This is a genomic window from Pseudoalteromonas sp. T1lg65 (assembly GCF_051930985.1).
Taxonomy (GTDB): domain Bacteria; phylum Pseudomonadota; class Gammaproteobacteria; order Enterobacterales; family Alteromonadaceae; genus Pseudoalteromonas.
Map to the genome: position 1 here is coordinate 3,742,839 of NZ_CP196837.1, position 17,031 is coordinate 3,759,869.

The window sequence follows — 17,031 nt, forward strand, 5'->3', positions numbered from 1 at the left end:
GACAAGATTCAAGGCATGGGGAGATGATATGGACCTGATCAATTTTCGAGTCGGCAAAAAAACTATTTCACTACAAATTCTCGACATTCTTCTGACTGAACGCTTTGACGATGATTTAACTTCATTGCCTAATGACAACCCGAGCTTTTTGGGGATCAAAGATTACATGGGCAAACCAACGCCAATCTTCGATCTCAGTATAATTCTTAATAAGCACTCGTCTAATGAAGAAAACCAAGCGCTTATAAACTTACTTTCTGAACGAGAACAAGACCACAAGGAGTGGTTGACGGCGCTAGAGAAAAGCATTTATCACGGTGCCCCATTTGAAAAAACCAAAGATCCAAAACAGTGTAAGTTTGGTCAATGGTATTACAGTTTTAAGACCGAAAATGAAGATTTAAAAGCGTTACTTGCGCGGTTTGAAGAACCCCATACCCGTTTGCATGGGCTGGCCGACAAATTGCTTACTTTATGTGCCAAAGATAAAAAACAAGAAGCAATCATCCAGTTTGAAAAAGAAAAAAATACGACTTACAACAAGTTAATGCGACTCTTCGAGGCAACCAAAGAGCAAATAATTTTGGATCACAAGCCGATTATTGTGTTTACCACACAAAATGGACAAACACCTTACATAGGGTTGTTGGTCGACCGCGTTGAAGACAATATTCATTGTGAAGAGAGCGATATTAAATCATTGTCAGAAGTGACCGATATTGGCTTTGAAGTAGATAAACAAACCAAGCAGCTAATGAAAGGACTGATTAAGTTAGGCAAAAAGCATAGTTTAGTCATTGACCCCAGCGCAATCTTCCGCCCAACTCATTTGCAGGACTATGAACCAGAAGAAACCGAAGCTTATGGTTTATTCTAGGCGGATAGTGCACTAGAGACATAAAAAAACGCCGCAATATAATGCGGCGTTTCTAGTATAAGAACTAAGCGTAAATTACTTAGCTTGACGGCTAGCGCGCTTACGCTCACTTTCAGTCAATAACTTCTTACGAATACGGATGCTCTCTGGTGTCACTTCTACCAGCTCATCATCATCGATAAACTCTAGCGCTTGTTCAAGTGTCATCTTGATTGGTGGCACAAGTGTTTGCGCTTCGTCAGTACCTGATGCACGAACGTTGGTTAACTGCTTACCTTTCAACGCGTTTACAGTTAAGTCGTTGTCACGGCTGTGAATACCGATCACCATACCTTCGTACACTTCAACACCGTGACCGATAAACAGCTTACCACGGTCTTGTAGGTTAAATAGTGCGTTAGTCAGTGCTTTACCCGTCGCATTGGCGATCAATACACCGTTCTTACGTTGACCGATGTTACCACCTTTATGCGGGCCATAATGATCAAACGTGTGGTACATCAAACCAGAACCAGAAGTCAGCGTCATAAAGTCAGTTTGGAAACCTATCAAACCACGTGAAGGCATCATAAAGTCCATACGAATACGGCCTTTGCCATCTGGAGACATGTCCGTCATTTCAGCTTTACGAAGACCTAGTTGCTCCATGATAGAACCTTGGTGCTCTTCTTGTACGTCAACCGTTACTGTCTCATACGGTTCTTCTAACTGACCATCAACTTCACGTAAAATTACTTCTGGACGAGAAACTGCAAGCTCGTAACCTTCACGACGCATGTTTTCAATTAGGATACCTAGGTGTAATTCACCACGACCCGATACACGGAAGCTATCTGGGTTGTCTGTTTCTTCAACACGTAACGCTACGTTGTGTACAAGTTCAGCTTCCAAACGCTCAAGAATATTACGTGAAGTGACGTATTTACCTTCTTGACCAGCAAAAGGCGAGGTGTTCACTGAGAACGTCATGGTCACAGTTGGCTCATCTACAGAAAGCGCTGGTAATGCTTCTACATTGTTTACATCACAAACCGTGTCTGAAATTTTCAGCTCACCTAAACCAGTAATAGCGATGATGTCGCCCGCTTCCGCTTCTTGTGCTTCATGACGATCTAGGCCTAAATAAGTCAATACTTGGCCTACTTTACCATTACGTTTGCTGCCATCAGCGCCAACAACCGTTACTTGTTGGTTAACTTTCACAGTACCACGCTTGATACGGCCTACACCGATAACACCGATATATGAGTTGTAATCAAGCTGCGAGATTTGCATTTGGAATGCGCCCGCTGGATCCGCATCAGGCTGTGCTACTTGCTCAACAATCGCTTCAAACATTGGTTGCATGTTATCTGACGGCTCGTCTAAATCCAGAGTTGCCCAACCATTAATAGCTGACGCGTAAATAACTTGGAAGTCTAACTGTTCATCAGTTGCACCTAGGTTGTCGAATAGATCAAATACTTGATCCATTACCCAATCAGGACGCGCACCAGGCTTGTCGATTTTGTTAATAACGACGATAGGCTTAAGACCTAAAGCAAATGCCTTTTGCGTTACGAAACGCGTTTGTGGCATTGGACCTTCTTGCGCATCAACTAGTAGTAATACTGAGTCAACCATTGAAAGAACACGTTCAACTTCACCACCGAAATCGGCGTGTCCTGGAGTGTCTACGATGTTGATACGGTAGTCATTCCATTTGATTGCGGTATTTTTTGCTAGGATGGTAATACCGCGCTCTTTCTCGATATCGTTTGAATCCATTACACGCTCTTCATTACCGCCGCGTGTCTCTAGTGTGCCTGATTGCTCAAGCAACTTATCAACTAGGGTGGTCTTACCGTGGTCTACGTGGGCGATAATCGCGATATTACGTAATTTTTCAATGCTCATGTCTATAACTCAGATAATTACTCGAAAGAGTGGGTTAATCCTGTGCACCTAATTGTGCAAAACAGCCCATATAATAGACCGCTAGGATTTAAAAGTGGCGTATTATCCCCTAATAACGCGGTAGATGAAAGTTTATGCAGCATTATTTTTTACCTGTGCAGAACAATTTACCTACTTTAAGGCTGCTATTTAGTCTAGCATAACCAGCAAATAGCATTGTCTGTACCTGCATGGAGATTTATAGTGCAATGTTAAATAACAATAATAATTCAGGAAGATGTAAAAGCGATGACAGCTAAGATTCTCATTGTTGAAGACAATCGAGAGGTTCGACTAGCAGCACATTTTGTACTGCAAGACTTTGGTTTTGATGCGGTAGAAGTTGATAACCCTCAACAGGCTCAACAATGGTTACAACACCAGCATGCCGATTTGATTTTGTTAGATATGAACTTTACCCTTGATTCTACTTCTGGTGAAGAAGGGTTGAGATTTTTACGTTGGAAACAACAGCACGCAGCCACTATACCTGTGGTTGCTATGACGGCGTGGTCAAATACCGAATTGGTCGTCACTGCAATGCAACTGGGAGCCAATGATTTTGTTGAAAAACCATGGGACAACCAAAGATTACGACAAGTCATAGTGCAGCAGCTACAAGTCAATCAATTAACTAAACAAGTCAAGACAAGCACGCCAGCCTCTGCTGAACAGCTCATTTGGCAAAGCCCTGCGATGCAAGCCATCATCAACCAACTTCAAGCCGTTGCCAAAAGTGATGCGAATATTTTACTGCTTGGCGAAAATGGCACTGGCAAAAGTCAGTTGGCCTATTGGGTCCACCAGCAGTCGACTGCTGCACAAGGGCCCTTTGTCGCTACGAATATGGCTGCTATTCCTGAATCATTATTCGAAAGTGAACTATTTGGTCACAAAAAAGGCGCGTTTACCGATGCCAAAGAGGCACGCATTGGCCGTTTTGAACAAGCTCAACATGGCACTTTATTTCTCGATGAACTTGCTAGCTTGCCACTGACTCAACAAGCGAAATTGTTAAGGGTGCTTGAGAGCGGAGAATTTGAAGCCATCGGTGACAACAAAACTCAATCTTCGAATGCCAGAATCATCAGTGCATCCAACGCAGACTTTGCCCAGTTAATCCGCGCAGGGGGTTTTCGTCAGGACCTGTTCTTTCGCCTCAATACACTGACTTTTACTATTCCACCTTTACGTGATCGAACTGAAGATATTCTACCGCAAGCAGAGCTATTTATTGCCAATCACTGTCGACGCTACAGTAAACCGCAATACACGCTCAGCCAAGGTGCTACGGCACTGCTCTTAGACTACCATTGGCCCGGTAATAGCCGCGAATTGAATCATGTATTAGAACGCGCCGTACTACTCAGTCAAAATCAGGTTATTTCTGCAACAGACATTAATCTCGACACCACACAACTACAACCGCAGAGCCACTATAGCAGCGATATGACGCTTGCTGACATCGAGAAACAGCATATTAAAAATACACTACACGCCTGTAGCAACAACAAGGCTCAAGCTGCCAACCGCTTGGGAATAACCAAACAATCTTTATACCGGCGCCTCGAGAAGTATGCGTTACTTTAGCCACTCATTTGAACGGCAACTCGGCTGGCATTTGCTTTGCCTAGCTTTGCTGCCCGTCACGTTATTAGTGTCGGCGGTCGTGCTTGAGTTACTCACGCTCTCACTCACCATGTTATTCGCGCTAGCTGGTATTTGGGGCTTCGCGGTTGTTACCGTCGCCTACAAATTAACAAAAAATCATCAACGACTTATGCTTCGCGCCACAAAGCAAGTCGAAGCTATCAGCAGTTGTGATTACAGTCTTCGTCACAAGTCTTTCTACTCAAGTGGACAGTCAGCCCGACTACAACAGGCGCTATTCTCACTGTGTGAGCAGTTGCAGCAACAAAAAGAGCAAGTAGACGAACAGTCCTTTTTACTCTATCGCCTCATCCAGCATCTCAACACGCCAATTCTCATTTTTGATCATCGCCAGCAACTGAGTCATGGCAACCCTGCCTGCGTAGAGCTACTCGGGCAGCCTTGGCAAACCGTTAGGTTTAGCTCTGCGACGCGGTTAGGCTTTGAACATATACACAGCTGGCAATTGACTGATCCACAAAAGGCTAAACGCTGGCAGATACGACATAGTGAATTTTTCGATCAAGGTAAAAAACATCTATTGTTGATCTGTATTGATATTCACACGGCACTTAGAGAACGAGAACAACTGGCATGGCAGCAAATGACCAGAGTGTTAAATCATGAGATCCGTAACTCATTAACGCCAATATCGGCCCTAGCTCAGAGCTTGGTAACTCATATAGACAACCAAAGACAACAAGAGGCCCTGCAAGTCATTGTCGAACGTAGCGCGCATTTACAAAGCTTCGTTGAACGCTTTGCACAACTTAAACAAACAATTACAACCAGCTATGAACGGGTATCAAGTCAAGAAATCTATAATTCACTCAATCGATTATTTGATAATACGACCATTCACGCCGAGGGACTGGCGTTAACGCTATATATTGATCCCACTTTACTCAACCAAATATTAATAAACTTAATAAAAAACGCTATCGAAGCAATGGCAAGCGAGATCTGGCTGTCATTTAAAACAGATGCGCAACACCTACATATTTATGTCATCGACAATGGCCAAGGTATCCTCAACCCAAATAATCTGTTTGTGCCATTCTATTCGACCAAAGCTAAGGGGCAAGGAATTGGGCTAGTCCTATGCCAACACTTAGTGGAACAAATGCAAGGTGATTTAAGTCTGAAAAACCAATTACAACAATCCGGTGCTTGTGCACACATTACGTTACCGCTCAGCTGCGTTGCAAATGACTAACATGTAAGGGCCTACTATTCTTTCAACAGGTCCGATTTTACATCTTAGTGGTCCGAAATCGGACCTTACTTCCGATTAAAAACAAAATAATTCTTTTATTTCATATAGTTGAAATTGGTACACCGATTGCTCTGTAGATGGTATCGCAAACCTACTCAGGGCTATATTTTGGATATCAGTAAATCCCCATCACAGACCAAAAATTTCAAACCACTTTTTCTTATCGTTATTGTCGTGCTGATCATACTTGGAATATGGCGAGTTGGCGTTAACGACAGCTCGGTAGTATTGGCTCAAGATGAGCTGGTAATAGGCCAAGTACAACAAGGTGACCTCGACGTTTCTGTAATGGGTTATGGGGTACTTCGCTCAAGTAAGCAGACCTTACTCACGGCACAAAGTAATGCCATTGTTAGCGAGATCTTGTTACGTCCCGGCGCACAGGTCAGCCCGGACTCAGTGATCCTCAAATTGCAAGATCCAGACTTGGCCGAACAGGTTACTGCCCAAGAAATGGTGGTTACTCAACAGCGTTCCGCAGTAAAACGTCTCAACTTGGCTAACAAACGTGAACTATTGGCCGAGGAGGCTGTACTTGCTGGGCTAAACAGCGAACATCAAACCCTCGTATTTCAGCGCAAAGCACAACAAAAACTACATCAACAAGGTGTACTTGCAGAAGTGGATGTCAAAACCGCGCAATTAAGAGAAGAACAACTAGCAACCCAAGTTGCTCTACAACATAAACGTATAGCGCAGCTGAAACAGCTACATCAAGAAGACGTCACTATTGCGACCGAACAGCTCAATCAAGCATTGTCACAGCTGTCTCGTGTACAGCACAGATATCAACAACTGACAGTAAAAGCTGGTATCCAAGGCGTGTTGCAGCAACTATCGGTTAACTTGGGACAAAGTGTGAGACGCGGGGCTGAACTCGCACAAGTCGGCAGCAGTGAAGATTTACAAGCTTTGATCCGGATCCCACAAAGTAAAGTGGATCAGTTACAAATTGGGCAACCTGCAATGATCGACACGCGCAGAGAAAGAGTACCGGCGACCGTCTCCCGCATTACACCTCAGGTGCAAAATGGCACCGTAGAAGTCGAGTTGAGCTTTACTCATGGTGTACCTAGTTCGGCCCGTGCGGAGCTTAACGTAATGGCTGAAATACAGATTCAACACCTTGAAAACGTGCTGTATACCAAACGCCCGGTCAACGTCACCTCCTTCAGTACACACCCCATTTTTACTTACACTTCTTCCTCCCGTGCTGAAGCTAAGCAAATACAGTTTGGTGAAGAAAATGATCAATTTATTCAAATAGTCAGTGGAGCCAAGGTCGCTGATCAGCTTATCCTATCGGATATGTCTCTGTATCGTCAGGCTAGCGCCATCCGCATAGAACAATAACTAAGGAAAAATAATGAATAACGTCGTACTCAAGATGCAGAACATCACCAAAATATACAGTACCGATGAAATGGAAACCCATGCATTGCGCGGCGTGGATTTAACCATTCATGAGGGGGAATTTATCTCCATTTGTGGCCCTTCTGGATGCGGTAAGTCAACGTTATTATCCATCATGGGCCTACTTGATTTGCCTACATCTGGACAATACCAAATCGATGGCAACGAGGTCAGTTCACTATCTCTCAGCCAAGCAGCCTTAGTAAGAAACCAAAAAATTGGCTTTATTTTTCAATCCTTCAATCTGATTGATGAGCTCACCGTGTATGACAATGTCGCTCTGCCGCTGCGTTACAGCAAAACCGGCCACACTGCCCAAGATATTGTCCAACAGGTCAGTCATGTTCTCAGTCTAGTGGACATGGGACACCGCGCCAAACATAGGCCAAACCAGCTGTCAGGGGGACAACAGCAACGTGTTGCCATTGCGCGAGCGTTGATTGGTAGTCCTAGCTTGTTACTCGTCGACGAGCCTACCGGTAATTTAGACTCCAGAAATGGCGATGCGGTTATGGAGATTCTTAGGGAGTTAAATCAACAGGGGACAACGGTCTGTATGGTGACTCATGATCCTCGTTATGCGGATATGGCAACGCGAAAGCTACACCTCCTCGATGGCAAAATCATCAGTGCTGAAAGGCCAGAATTGGACTCACACGTTTTATACGCCGGCCAGATTTAGGGGGTAATATGTATCTTAAACAAGATCTGCAGCAGGCGCTTTATAACTTAGCCAAGGTCAAAGGCTACAGCTTAACTATTATCTTTACCCTTGCGATCACGCTGGGCACCTTTATCGCCATGCTGAGCTTAAATGTTCAATTACTGATTAAACCATTACCATATCCAGATGCCGAACAGCTGGTGCTAGTGCGCGGAGACAGATATGATGCGCAACAAAAAAGGTATAATAATTGGCTTCCCTATCAAGGCATTGTCGAAGCCTATGAGCAGTTCCAGCAAGGCGTTGAGAACAAAGCACTGCACAATATTAGTATCGATGTTGAACAGTCATTGCCCTCCAATCCCACCTTTAATACTGGCGCTGTGACCCCCGAATTTTTAACCATGATCAACGCTCCACTGCATTTGGGCCGTCATATGAATAACGATGAGGGACTACATCAAAACGTTCCGGTCAGCATTCTCAGCTACAAAGTGTGGCAACAGTTTTTCAACTCCGACCCTAACGTGATTGATAAAACTCTGATGTTCAAAGGTGTTACTTTTCAAATCATTGGTGTATTAGCCCGCGATTTTCAGGAGCCGGTATTAGCGACACCGGGTTGGTACACCGATGTGTGGATAAGCTATGACTTCAACGATGCCCGCGCTCCCACCTGGGATTTTTCTTCAGGCCAAGCTCACTTAGTGATGAAGTTAACCGATACAGCTTCGCGCAATGAAACCCAGTTGGCGTTAGAAAGCTGGCTAACACCCCGATTACGTGAGCAACTTCATAATAATCAAGCATTTAAAGACAATTATTTAAAAGTCCATTTAATTAGTTACTACGACCGTATCATTGGTAAGTCTAAGCAAACGTCATTGATGATGTTCTTAGGAAGTGCGGTGTTGTTGCTTATTGCGCTATCAAATATTGGCAACTTGGTGATCTCCAGAGCCGTAAATCGACAACGGACCATGGCTATTCATGTCTCATTAGGCGCACAGCCTTTTGATTTATTTAAACAAATCTTTATCGAGTTATTATGCTTATTCGTTGCCGCGGCAATACTATCTCTCGGCATGGTTACGGCTATTTTCTACTTACTAAAGAGTGGTAGTCTGGGCCAATTACCACGCTTGGGTGAGCTACATATTTCACCTCTGACCGTTATATTTGTCGCTATGGCGGCCTTACTATTGAATCTGTTATTAGCGCTGTGGATAAGCCGGTTACTTAATTACCGCGCGTTAAATCAAGTGCTACAGCACAGTGGTAAAGGCACGGGAGCACAAGTATCTCAGCGTACACGCTCATTTTTTATCACACTGCAAGTGACGTTATGTGTTTGTCTACTCACAATATGCAGCACGCTGCTTCAATCTAGCTGGAAAATATTAACTCAACCCTCAGGGCTCAAGCATGACAATACCTACCAAGTTGCTTTAAATTTAGGAGATTTACTCAATATACCTAAGAGCGAACGTCTCGTTTTGCTTCATACTCTGCTGGATACCTTAAGGGCAAAGCCAACGGTTAAAGAGGTCGGTATTGGTGGCTATCCGCCTATTTCCTATTGGGTTGATGGCTTCGAGGCCAATTTAATCAAACAAGGCCCTGAAGAAGACGCAACCAGTTATAAAGTGTTGAGTAATATTGGCACTGAGGAGTACTTCAAAACGCTTGGCTTAACCCTAGTCAGCGGTCGTTTCTTTAACGCCCAAGAGGTGAATGATGACAGCAGGGTCTTAGTGATCTCAAGACAGCTTGCCAGACAAATGCGCCAAGATGAGCAGGTGCTAGGAGACCAACTATTCTCACCTTCTGACGATACTGGCCATACCATTATAGGTATTGTTGAAGATTTGAATTTACCGCACGTGGACGATGTGGGCCGAGTATATTTCCCTGCAATACCTACAGGCTATCCGTTTATTCTTATTGAAATGCAACCAGGCCAGCAGCTCGACCGCACTAAGCTGAATACTTGGATGAGCAAAGTACACAACCAAATCAAGGTTTATAACTTCAACACCACCGATGGCATCTTTGCAGCACATACCAAACACGACAGAACAACGAGCGGGCTTTCTGTCGCATTATCGCTGATAGCGACAAGTTTGGCATTCATCGGGATTTATGGCGTGTTAGTCTACAATGTAGCGGTAAGACGCACTGAACTGGGAATAAGACAGTCGCTTGGGGCAACACCTATACGGATCTTGTCGTTGGTATTAGTCGATAATCTAAAACCCGTATTCGTTGGCGTATTACTAGCTTTAACAGCACTGATCAGCGGTCAGTTTTTGCTCGGCAATAGTAGCTTTGCATTCACCATTGAGTGGTTCCACTACGCCTTGCCAACGCTGGCTATCCTCCTACTGGTTTTTATCGCAAGCTATTTTTCATTAAGGCGAGTCATAAACTCACCTGCCATTTATGCGTTAAAAGACGCCTAAAAATTCAAGCCTCTGAGTGCTAGAACTCCTCAGAGGCTTTAAACGACAATTCGACTGGGAAATTAAATAATTTACACTATACTCAGGCCGCACCAAGACTGTGCATTTGCGGATCATTTTGGTGCACCACAACGGTGCAAACCAATGTATTAAAAAATAAAATCAATATTTTTCAACACATTAAAAAAATGGCATAGATTAAGCTTACCAGTGTGCCATCGCAGTACAATATATGCAGCAAAATAACCCAACGAGTCGGAGGACACATGTCAAAATCGGTTTTAAATTTTATTAAAGAAAACGACGTTAAGTTTGTTGACTTACGTTTCACTGATACAAAAGGTAAAGAGCAGCACGTATCTATTCCTCACCATCAAGCCGATGAAGACTTTTTTGAAGACGGCAAAATGTTTGACGGTTCGTCAATCGCTGGCTGGAAAGGCATCAACGAATCAGACATGGTACTAATGCCAGATTCAGAAAGCGCAAAACTTGACCCGTTTGCTGAAGAAACAACGCTTATCGTTCGTTGTGACGTGGTTGAACCAAACACGCACCAAGGTTACGAACGTGATCCACGCTCTGTTGCTAAGCGTGCAGAAGAATATATGCGTTCAACGGGTATTGCTGACACCGTATTATTCGGTCCAGAGCCAGAGTTTTTCCTATTTGACGATGTTAAATTTAAAACTGACATGTCAGGCTCTATGTACAAAATCGACGCTGAAGAAGCGAGCTGGAACTCTGACAAAGACTACGAAGGTGGTAACACTGGTCACCGTCCTGGTGTTAAAGGCGGTTACTTCCCAGTTGCTCCTGTTGACTCATCACAAGATTGGCGTAGTGCAACGTGCCTAGTTTTAGAAGAAATGGGCCACGTAGTAGAAGCACACCACCACGAAGTAGCAACAGCGGGTCAAAACGAAATCGCTACTCGCTTTAATACCATGGTTATTAAAGCAGACGAAATCCAAGAAATGAAATATGTTATCCACAACATGGCTCACCTATACGGCAAAACAGCGACTTTCATGCCTAAGCCAATTGTCGGTGATAACGGTTCTGGTATGCACTGTCACCAATCTCTTGCGAAAGATGGTAAAAACATCTTTGCTGGCGACAAGTACGGCGGTCTTTCTGAAGAAGCGCTTTACTACATCGGTGGTATTATCAAGCATGCTAAAGCAATCAACGCATTCGCTAACGCATCAACTAACTCGTACAAGCGTTTAGTCCCTGGATTCGAAGCACCTGTCATGCTTGCTTACTCAGCACGTAACCGCTCTGCGTCAATCCGTATTCCAGTGGTACCATCAGAAAAAGCACGTCGTATCGAAGTACGCTTCCCTGATCCAACAGCAAACCCTTACCTTGCTTTCTCTGCAATGTTAATGGCGGGCCTTGACGGTATCAAAAACAAGATCCACCCTGGCGATGCTATGGACAAAGATCTTTACGACTTACCAGCGGAAGAAGCAGCAGAAATTCCAACAGTTGCAGCTTCACTAGACGAAGCGTTAGCTTGTCTGGATGCTGACCGTGAGTTCCTAACTCAAGGTGGCGTATTCACTGATGACTTAATCGATGCTTACATCGCACTTAAGTCCAAAGAAGTAGAAAAGCTTAACATGACAACTCACCCAGTTGAGTTCGAAATGTACTACAGCGTGTAATTACGCTTGTAGATAACAGACTACAGAGCTCGGCGGAGTCGAGCTTGGTAGAGCCAGATTACTGGCACTCTTAATCATATGTGTTCTCAAGCCCGTGCAAGCGGGCTTTTTTACGTCAGAATCCTGCGATTTTGACTATCGCATTTGTATTGCCACTATACTAAACTTAGTAGCAATATCACTGTGGAGTCGTCTCGTGAGCCGTTCGTTTTGTTGCTTGTTGCTGGCATTGCTCAGCTTTTCAGCCATTTGTGAAGCAAATCAAACTATCTATCGTTGGAAAAACGAAAAAGGCCACTGGGTGTATTCTGACGTACCAAAAAAAGGCGCTGAGGTTGTCAACTTAACCACCAATCGTGCGGTTATTCCGAGCACCGACACCAGCATTCTTGACGCCAAACCTAAGCCACAAAATACCATTGCTTATAGCGCCAAAATCACCAGTCCTGAGCATCAACAAACTATTCGTGACAATTCTGGCAGCTTGTATGTCAGCGGCACAGTGCTACCCCGATTTAGTCAAGGTCTGAGTGTACAACTATACCTAAATGGGGAAGCAACAGGCCCGCAGCAAACCAGCACCCAATTTGCGCTTCGTAATCTGGATAGAGGCGAACACCAGTTGATCCTTAAGGTATTTAATAACCAAGGTAAAATGGTTGCCCAAAGCGAGCCGCACACGTTTTACTTACACAGAAACGCGGTGGGTAATTAACCTCACCTACTAGGTTAATTAGTCCGTCGCTTAGAATGCTCTCTTATGCACACCTATTTCTCTAGCACAGAGTTACATCTACCATGCACATGGTAACTCCACCTTAAAGGTCTCGCCAGAAAGCACTGCTTTACGCTCTGATTGACAGCGACTTATGTAACTTGTAAGCAGCTCCACAGGCTTACTGCTAAGAGGATGTCCATTAAGCGCTTTCACCTCGTACACCAGTTTTTCCAAAGGCCAACTACAAGCCTCCTGATTATATAAACTGACAACGTTGTGATTAGTATGAAATGACACCACGCCTTGGCAGTGTTGCGCCATTAAGTGAACAAAAATAGCGCTCGTTCCATTAAAATTACTTGGCAGTTGTTGATATTGAATTGGACCGAGTAAGGTTTTCAGCGCAGCAGATGCCGATTCTTGACTATTAAGCTGAGAAATTAGCCTTGGATATTGTTTTTGGCTGACATTAGACAGTACTTTAAGATCGTTCTTCCCCGCTTTATCAAGTGTTTTCCAGTACTTGAAAAAGTCGGATTTACTGGGTAAAAACCGGCTTAATACTGCAAGCCCACACGCATATCGACCTCTCCACCCCTGAGCCAAGAAATTAGCGCCATGACCAAACTTCATAAAACATGTAGCACTTGCTTCAGCCCTTTTACTCTGAAATTGCTGTTTGTCCAAAAGCCCAACATCAAGCATCGCAATTGCGGCCGCGTAATCGGCTCCACCTTCTCTAATCCAACTTTGCTGTGGCTTTGTCCAAAAGTGAAATATTTCATGATAAACGAACTGTTGAAGGTGGCGTTGCGCTCCTTGATCAAACTGCTTATAGGCCTCACCACCAAATCGTATCACTAGCTTGTTTGCATAAACACCACCATCGAAAAACGGGTGCTCCGAATCTTCAAAACTCATCATGATTTGCACCGGAAAAGCCAAGTCTCCGAGCTCCGCTGCATAATATCGCAACGCTTTAGTTACGTTCCCTTTTATCTCACTTACAATCCAAGCAGGCATATTCTCGTTGATATAATAAGTAACCGGTGGTTGTGATCCCTGAGTGGAAGTCGCGGTAAAATTCAGCAACACAAAGCCATCTTGCATTTCTATTTTTTGTGTTTGATCTGCGCGCTGTATGCTCAGCGTAGCGCACTCATGGTCTATTTTATGTCGTTGACCATCCTTCAATATACTGAATGGCAGTACCGAATTTATATGAACACCATGCGCAGTACCCAGATCAATGTAGGGGGTATAAGTAGCATTGATATACTTACCTAGCGGCTTGAGTTTTATATCAAAACGTCCTGCATCTTTAGTTGTTAATAGCACTCTTTGATTGTCTGAAGCGGTTAGCTGTGTACCTTTCACTCCCTCAATAGCCGTACTCACTTTATTGTTTGCTACGAGTTCTAGCTGCTTGACCTGCGCTGAGACATGATAATTAACATGTAGTGAGCCATCTTCTTGGTAAAAGCTTACCTTTGTGCTGTTTGTACATGATGAACTCGCAGTTGCGTTTCCAACGATGATTAAAAGTAGTAACTGAAATAAGTACTTCATATTTTTAGCTTTTACTCCCTGCTAAGTGTAATTATGATCTACATTAAAATAACAATATATTTACCAGTAACTTAACTTATACTTTCCCTAATTGATATACAACCTAAACTGTTAAGCTTTGGAATAGAATCTATAGCATGCTTTCCGATGTTCCTCTGGCCGTATAATATGTACACAATCCCTCGTTGGAAATGAACTTCAACACGCTCTAATAGCAAACATTTGCTGACAACTCACCAAATGTGGGGATTAATAAAATAACTATGCTATGCTATTTGCACCAAACTGGTGCATGAGTGAACTTAAATGGATCAGAACATTACTTTCGACCTTGATAAAATTTGGCAGTCTTTATCTACAGCTGTGCTCTTACTAGATGCGCAGTTAGTTATTCGAGATGCCAATTACAGCTCCAGTGAATTACTTGGATTAAGTACCAAGCGGTTGTTTGGATTAGCTATCGACAAGGTCTTTAATCACCACCATATCGACCTAGATAAACTTTCAAAATATGTTTTGCAAGACGGCGTCGACTGCCAGCAACACCGAGTTGACGTGGTGTTCGTCGATAGTCGAGCTGCGACATTAAGTTTACACGCACGACGTTTTTTCCATCTTCAACAACCTTATATTTTGCTTGAGCTGCGTCGCATTGATGATGAATTACGCTTCGATCAAGCGTCAAACCAGATGCACCAATTTCAGGCTGCGCGCACATTGATCCGCGGCCTCGCTCATGAAATTAAAAATCCGCTCGGCGGAATTCGCGGAGCGGCGCAATTATTGCAATACGAAAGCGATCAGCAGGAAAGAGAAGAATGTGCAAACTTGATCATTGAGCAGGCAGATAGACTACGCGAATTAGTTGACCGGCTATTAGGGCCAAATCAATTGCCACAAAAAGAGCCGTGCAATATTCACCAAACGTTAGAGTCTGTGATCAAGCTAACCACCCTTGAAAGCAACTCACGAATAAAGCTGGTGAAGGATTATGATCCGAGTATTCCGTCGATTGTGCTCGATCAGGCCAAAATTCAGCAAGTGCTGTTGAATATACTTCGCAACGCGCAGCAGGCGCTTGGCGACAGTGGCCAGATTATGATCACAACACGTATTCAGCACCGCTTGCACCGCGGTGAACGGTTAATGAAAAAAGCGCTGTTAATACGGATCAGCGACAATGGCCCGGGTATCGCAGAAGAATTAAAAGAAACACTCTTTTTCCCAATGATCACCAACAAAGAAGGCGGTTCAGGACTTGGACTTTCCATTGCCCAAACCCTTATTGAGCAACATCAAGGGCTGATTGAATGTGATAGTTGGCCGGGGCATACCGAGTTCAGTATCTTCCTTCCTTTTGACAACACGGGTACGGGAAACCAGTAATGAAATCAGTTTGGCTAGTAGATGATGACGCATCAATAAGATTTGTATTAGAAAAAGCCTTAAAGCGCTCTGGCTATGAAACCGAGAGCTTTTCTAATGGACAGGATGTGCTTACTGCACTGGAGTTTGAGCAGCCTTCGGTGTTGATCTCCGATGTCAGAATGCCCGGCCTAGACGGTATGGCCTTGCTAGAAAGGCTTGCCGAAGACTATCCGAGCTTGCCCGTTATCATCATGACCGCCCATTCAGATTTAGATTCTGCCGTGAACGCGTTCAAAAAAGGGGCTTTTGAATATCTAGCCAAACCGTTTGATCTTGATGAAGCCACCTCGCTGGTAGACAGAGCATTTAGAGCTAGCCAACAAAGCAAGAAACAAAAGCGCAGCAGCGCTAAATCATCCAGCCCAGATATTATCGGTGAAGCGCCTGCGATGCAGGAAGTGTTTCGTGCTATCGGCAAACTGTCAGCGTCGAGCATGAGCGTACTCATTAACGGCGAGTCAGGTACTGGTAAAGAGCTCGTTGCGGGCGCACTACATAACCACAGCCCAAGAAAAGAAAACACCTTTATCGCACTGAATATGGCGGCCATCCCAAAAGATTTGGTGGAATCTGAGTTATTTGGCCACGAAAAAGGCGCGTTTACTGGCGCAGATAGCACCCGCCGAGGTCGATTTGAACAAGCTAACGGTGGTACCCTATTCTTGGACGAAATTGGTGACATGCCGCTGGATGTACAAACTCGCTTGCTTCGCGTACTGGCCGATGGTGAATTTTATCGTGTTGGCGGCCATCAAAGTGTCAAAGTCGATGTCCGTATTCTCGCGGCAACCCACCAAGATTTAGAAGCATTGGTTAAACAAGGTAAGTTCAGAGAAGACTTATTTCACCGTTTAAATGTAGTGCGCTTGAAGATCCCACCACTGCGCGATCGCACTGAAGATATCGCGGTCCTTGCTGAACACTTTTTAGCGAAGAGTGCCAAAGAATTAAAAGCCGAACCTAAAGTGATTGGGAAACAAGCATTGCAAAAAATGAAGGCCTATCATTGGCCCGGCAATGTCAGACAGCTGGAAAACACTTGTCGCTGGCTTACGGTTATGGCCCCCGGTGAACTAATCACCGAAGCTGATTTACCAGATGAGCTCAACACCATACAAACTCCAACCTCTGATGAGCAAGGCAACTGGCTAGATGCTTTTCAAAGTTGGCTGGATAAAGAATTAAAACAAGGAAAAGATCACATTTGGCCAGAAGTTCAAGCCCAGCTGGAAACCCGCCTGATCGAATCTGCGTTGTCAGTATGCCATGGCCATAAACAAGACGCTGCAGTGAAAATTGGTTGGGGTCGCAATACGTTGACCAGAAAACTAAAAGAGCGCAATATTCAACACTATAAGTAATTGCC

Annotated in this window: 12 protein-coding genes; 10 read left to right on the plus strand and 2 right to left on the minus strand. The window is 44.2% G+C overall.

The window, feature by feature from the left end; translation table 11 throughout:
* Positions 1–28: 28 nt before the first annotated feature.
* Complete coding sequence (locus ACSLBF_RS16680) at positions 29–877, plus strand: chemotaxis protein CheW (protein WP_440054459.1); 849 nt, start codon at positions 29–31, stop codon at positions 875–877.
* 75 nt (positions 878–952) lie between these two features.
* Here the strand turns inward: ACSLBF_RS16680 and typA are convergent, their stop codons facing one another.
* Positions 953–2,773: a translational GTPase TypA gene (gene typA, locus ACSLBF_RS16685; protein ID WP_440054460.1), complete on the minus strand. Its 1,821-nt coding sequence runs from the start codon at positions 2,771–2,773 to the stop codon at positions 953–955.
* 288 nt (positions 2,774–3,061) lie between these two features.
* Here typA and ACSLBF_RS16690 point away from each other — a divergent pair, with 288 nt between their 5' ends.
* From ACSLBF_RS16690 to ACSLBF_RS16720, 7 genes are all read left to right on the plus strand, one after another.
* Positions 3,062–4,402 (plus strand): sigma-54-dependent transcriptional regulator, encoded by a 1,341-nt coding sequence (locus ACSLBF_RS16690; protein ID WP_440054461.1) that lies wholly within the window; start codon positions 3,062–3,064, stop codon positions 4,400–4,402.
* On the plus strand, positions 4,389–5,678 hold the full coding sequence (locus tag ACSLBF_RS16695; protein ID WP_440054462.1) for a sensor histidine kinase: 1,290 nt from the start codon (positions 4,389–4,391) through the stop codon (positions 5,676–5,678). The genes ACSLBF_RS16690 and ACSLBF_RS16695 overlap by 14 nt, the downstream gene beginning before the upstream one ends.
* Positions 5,679–5,846: 168 nt before the next feature.
* Positions 5,847–7,091: an HlyD family secretion protein gene (locus tag ACSLBF_RS16700; protein ID WP_440054463.1), complete on the plus strand. Its 1,245-nt coding sequence runs from the start codon at positions 5,847–5,849 to the stop codon at positions 7,089–7,091.
* A 13-nt stretch (positions 7,092–7,104) separates the two neighbouring features.
* On the plus strand, positions 7,105–7,833 hold the full coding sequence (locus ACSLBF_RS16705) for an ABC transporter ATP-binding protein (RefSeq protein ID WP_440054464.1): 729 nt from the start codon (positions 7,105–7,107) through the stop codon (positions 7,831–7,833).
* An 8-nt stretch (positions 7,834–7,841) separates the two neighbouring features.
* Entirely contained in the window at positions 7,842–10,277 is a 2,436-nt protein-coding gene (locus tag ACSLBF_RS16710) for an ABC transporter permease (protein WP_440054465.1), read from the plus strand.
* A gap of 266 nt (positions 10,278–10,543) precedes the next feature.
* Positions 10,544–11,950 (plus strand): glutamate--ammonia ligase, encoded by a 1,407-nt coding sequence (gene glnA / locus ACSLBF_RS16715; protein WP_440054466.1) that lies wholly within the window; start codon positions 10,544–10,546, stop codon positions 11,948–11,950.
* A gap of 196 nt (positions 11,951–12,146) precedes the next feature.
* Positions 12,147–12,665 carry a DUF4124 domain-containing protein gene (locus ACSLBF_RS16720; protein ID WP_440054467.1) on the plus strand — a complete coding sequence of 173 codons (519 nt, stop codon included), beginning with the start codon at positions 12,147–12,149 and terminating at the stop codon, positions 12,663–12,665.
* Positions 12,666–12,743: 78 nt separating this feature from the next.
* Here the strand turns inward: ACSLBF_RS16720 and ACSLBF_RS16725 are convergent, their stop codons facing one another.
* Entirely contained in the window at positions 12,744–14,237 is a 1,494-nt protein-coding gene (locus tag ACSLBF_RS16725; protein ID WP_440054468.1) for a hypothetical protein, read from the minus strand.
* A gap of 306 nt (positions 14,238–14,543) precedes the next feature.
* On the opposite strand from ACSLBF_RS16725, the gene glnL reads away from it, so the two are divergent.
* The gene (glnL, locus tag ACSLBF_RS16730; protein WP_440054469.1) at positions 14,544–15,623 is read left to right on the plus strand and encodes a nitrogen regulation protein NR(II); all 1,080 of its coding nucleotides are present in this window, start codon (positions 14,544–14,546) and stop codon (positions 15,621–15,623) included.
* Positions 15,623–17,026 carry a nitrogen regulation protein NR(I) gene (gene ntrC / locus ACSLBF_RS16735; protein WP_440054470.1) on the plus strand — a complete coding sequence of 468 codons (1,404 nt, stop codon included), beginning with the start codon at positions 15,623–15,625 and terminating at the stop codon, positions 17,024–17,026. Before glnL ends, ntrC begins: the two co-directional genes overlap by 1 nt.
* The last annotated feature ends 5 nt before the right edge of the window (positions 17,027–17,031 follow it).

Excerpts from the sequence above, each read along its gene's own strand:
- ACSLBF_RS16680 (WP_440054459.1), top strand. The coding sequence starts at position 29 with ATGGACCTGATCAATTTTCGAGTCGGCAAAAAAACTATTTCACTACAA.
- typA (WP_440054460.1), bottom strand. The coding sequence starts at position 2,773 with ATGAGCATTGAAAAATTACGTAATATCGCGATTATCGCCCACGTAGAC.
- ACSLBF_RS16690 (WP_440054461.1), top strand. The coding sequence starts at position 3,062 with ATGACAGCTAAGATTCTCATTGTTGAAGACAATCGAGAGGTTCGACTA.
- ACSLBF_RS16695 (WP_440054462.1), top strand. The coding sequence starts at position 4,389 with ATGCGTTACTTTAGCCACTCATTTGAACGGCAACTCGGCTGGCATTTG.
- ACSLBF_RS16705 (WP_440054464.1), top strand. The coding sequence starts at position 7,105 with ATGAATAACGTCGTACTCAAGATGCAGAACATCACCAAAATATACAGT.
- ACSLBF_RS16710 (WP_440054465.1), top strand. The coding sequence starts at position 7,842 with ATGTATCTTAAACAAGATCTGCAGCAGGCGCTTTATAACTTAGCCAAG.
- glnA (WP_440054466.1), top strand. The coding sequence starts at position 10,544 with ATGTCAAAATCGGTTTTAAATTTTATTAAAGAAAACGACGTTAAGTTT.
- ACSLBF_RS16725 (WP_440054468.1), bottom strand. The coding sequence starts at position 14,237 with ATGAAGTACTTATTTCAGTTACTACTTTTAATCATCGTTGGAAACGCA.
- glnL (WP_440054469.1), top strand. The coding sequence starts at position 14,544 with ATGGATCAGAACATTACTTTCGACCTTGATAAAATTTGGCAGTCTTTA.
- ntrC (WP_440054470.1), top strand. The coding sequence starts at position 15,623 with ATGAAATCAGTTTGGCTAGTAGATGATGACGCATCAATAAGATTTGTA.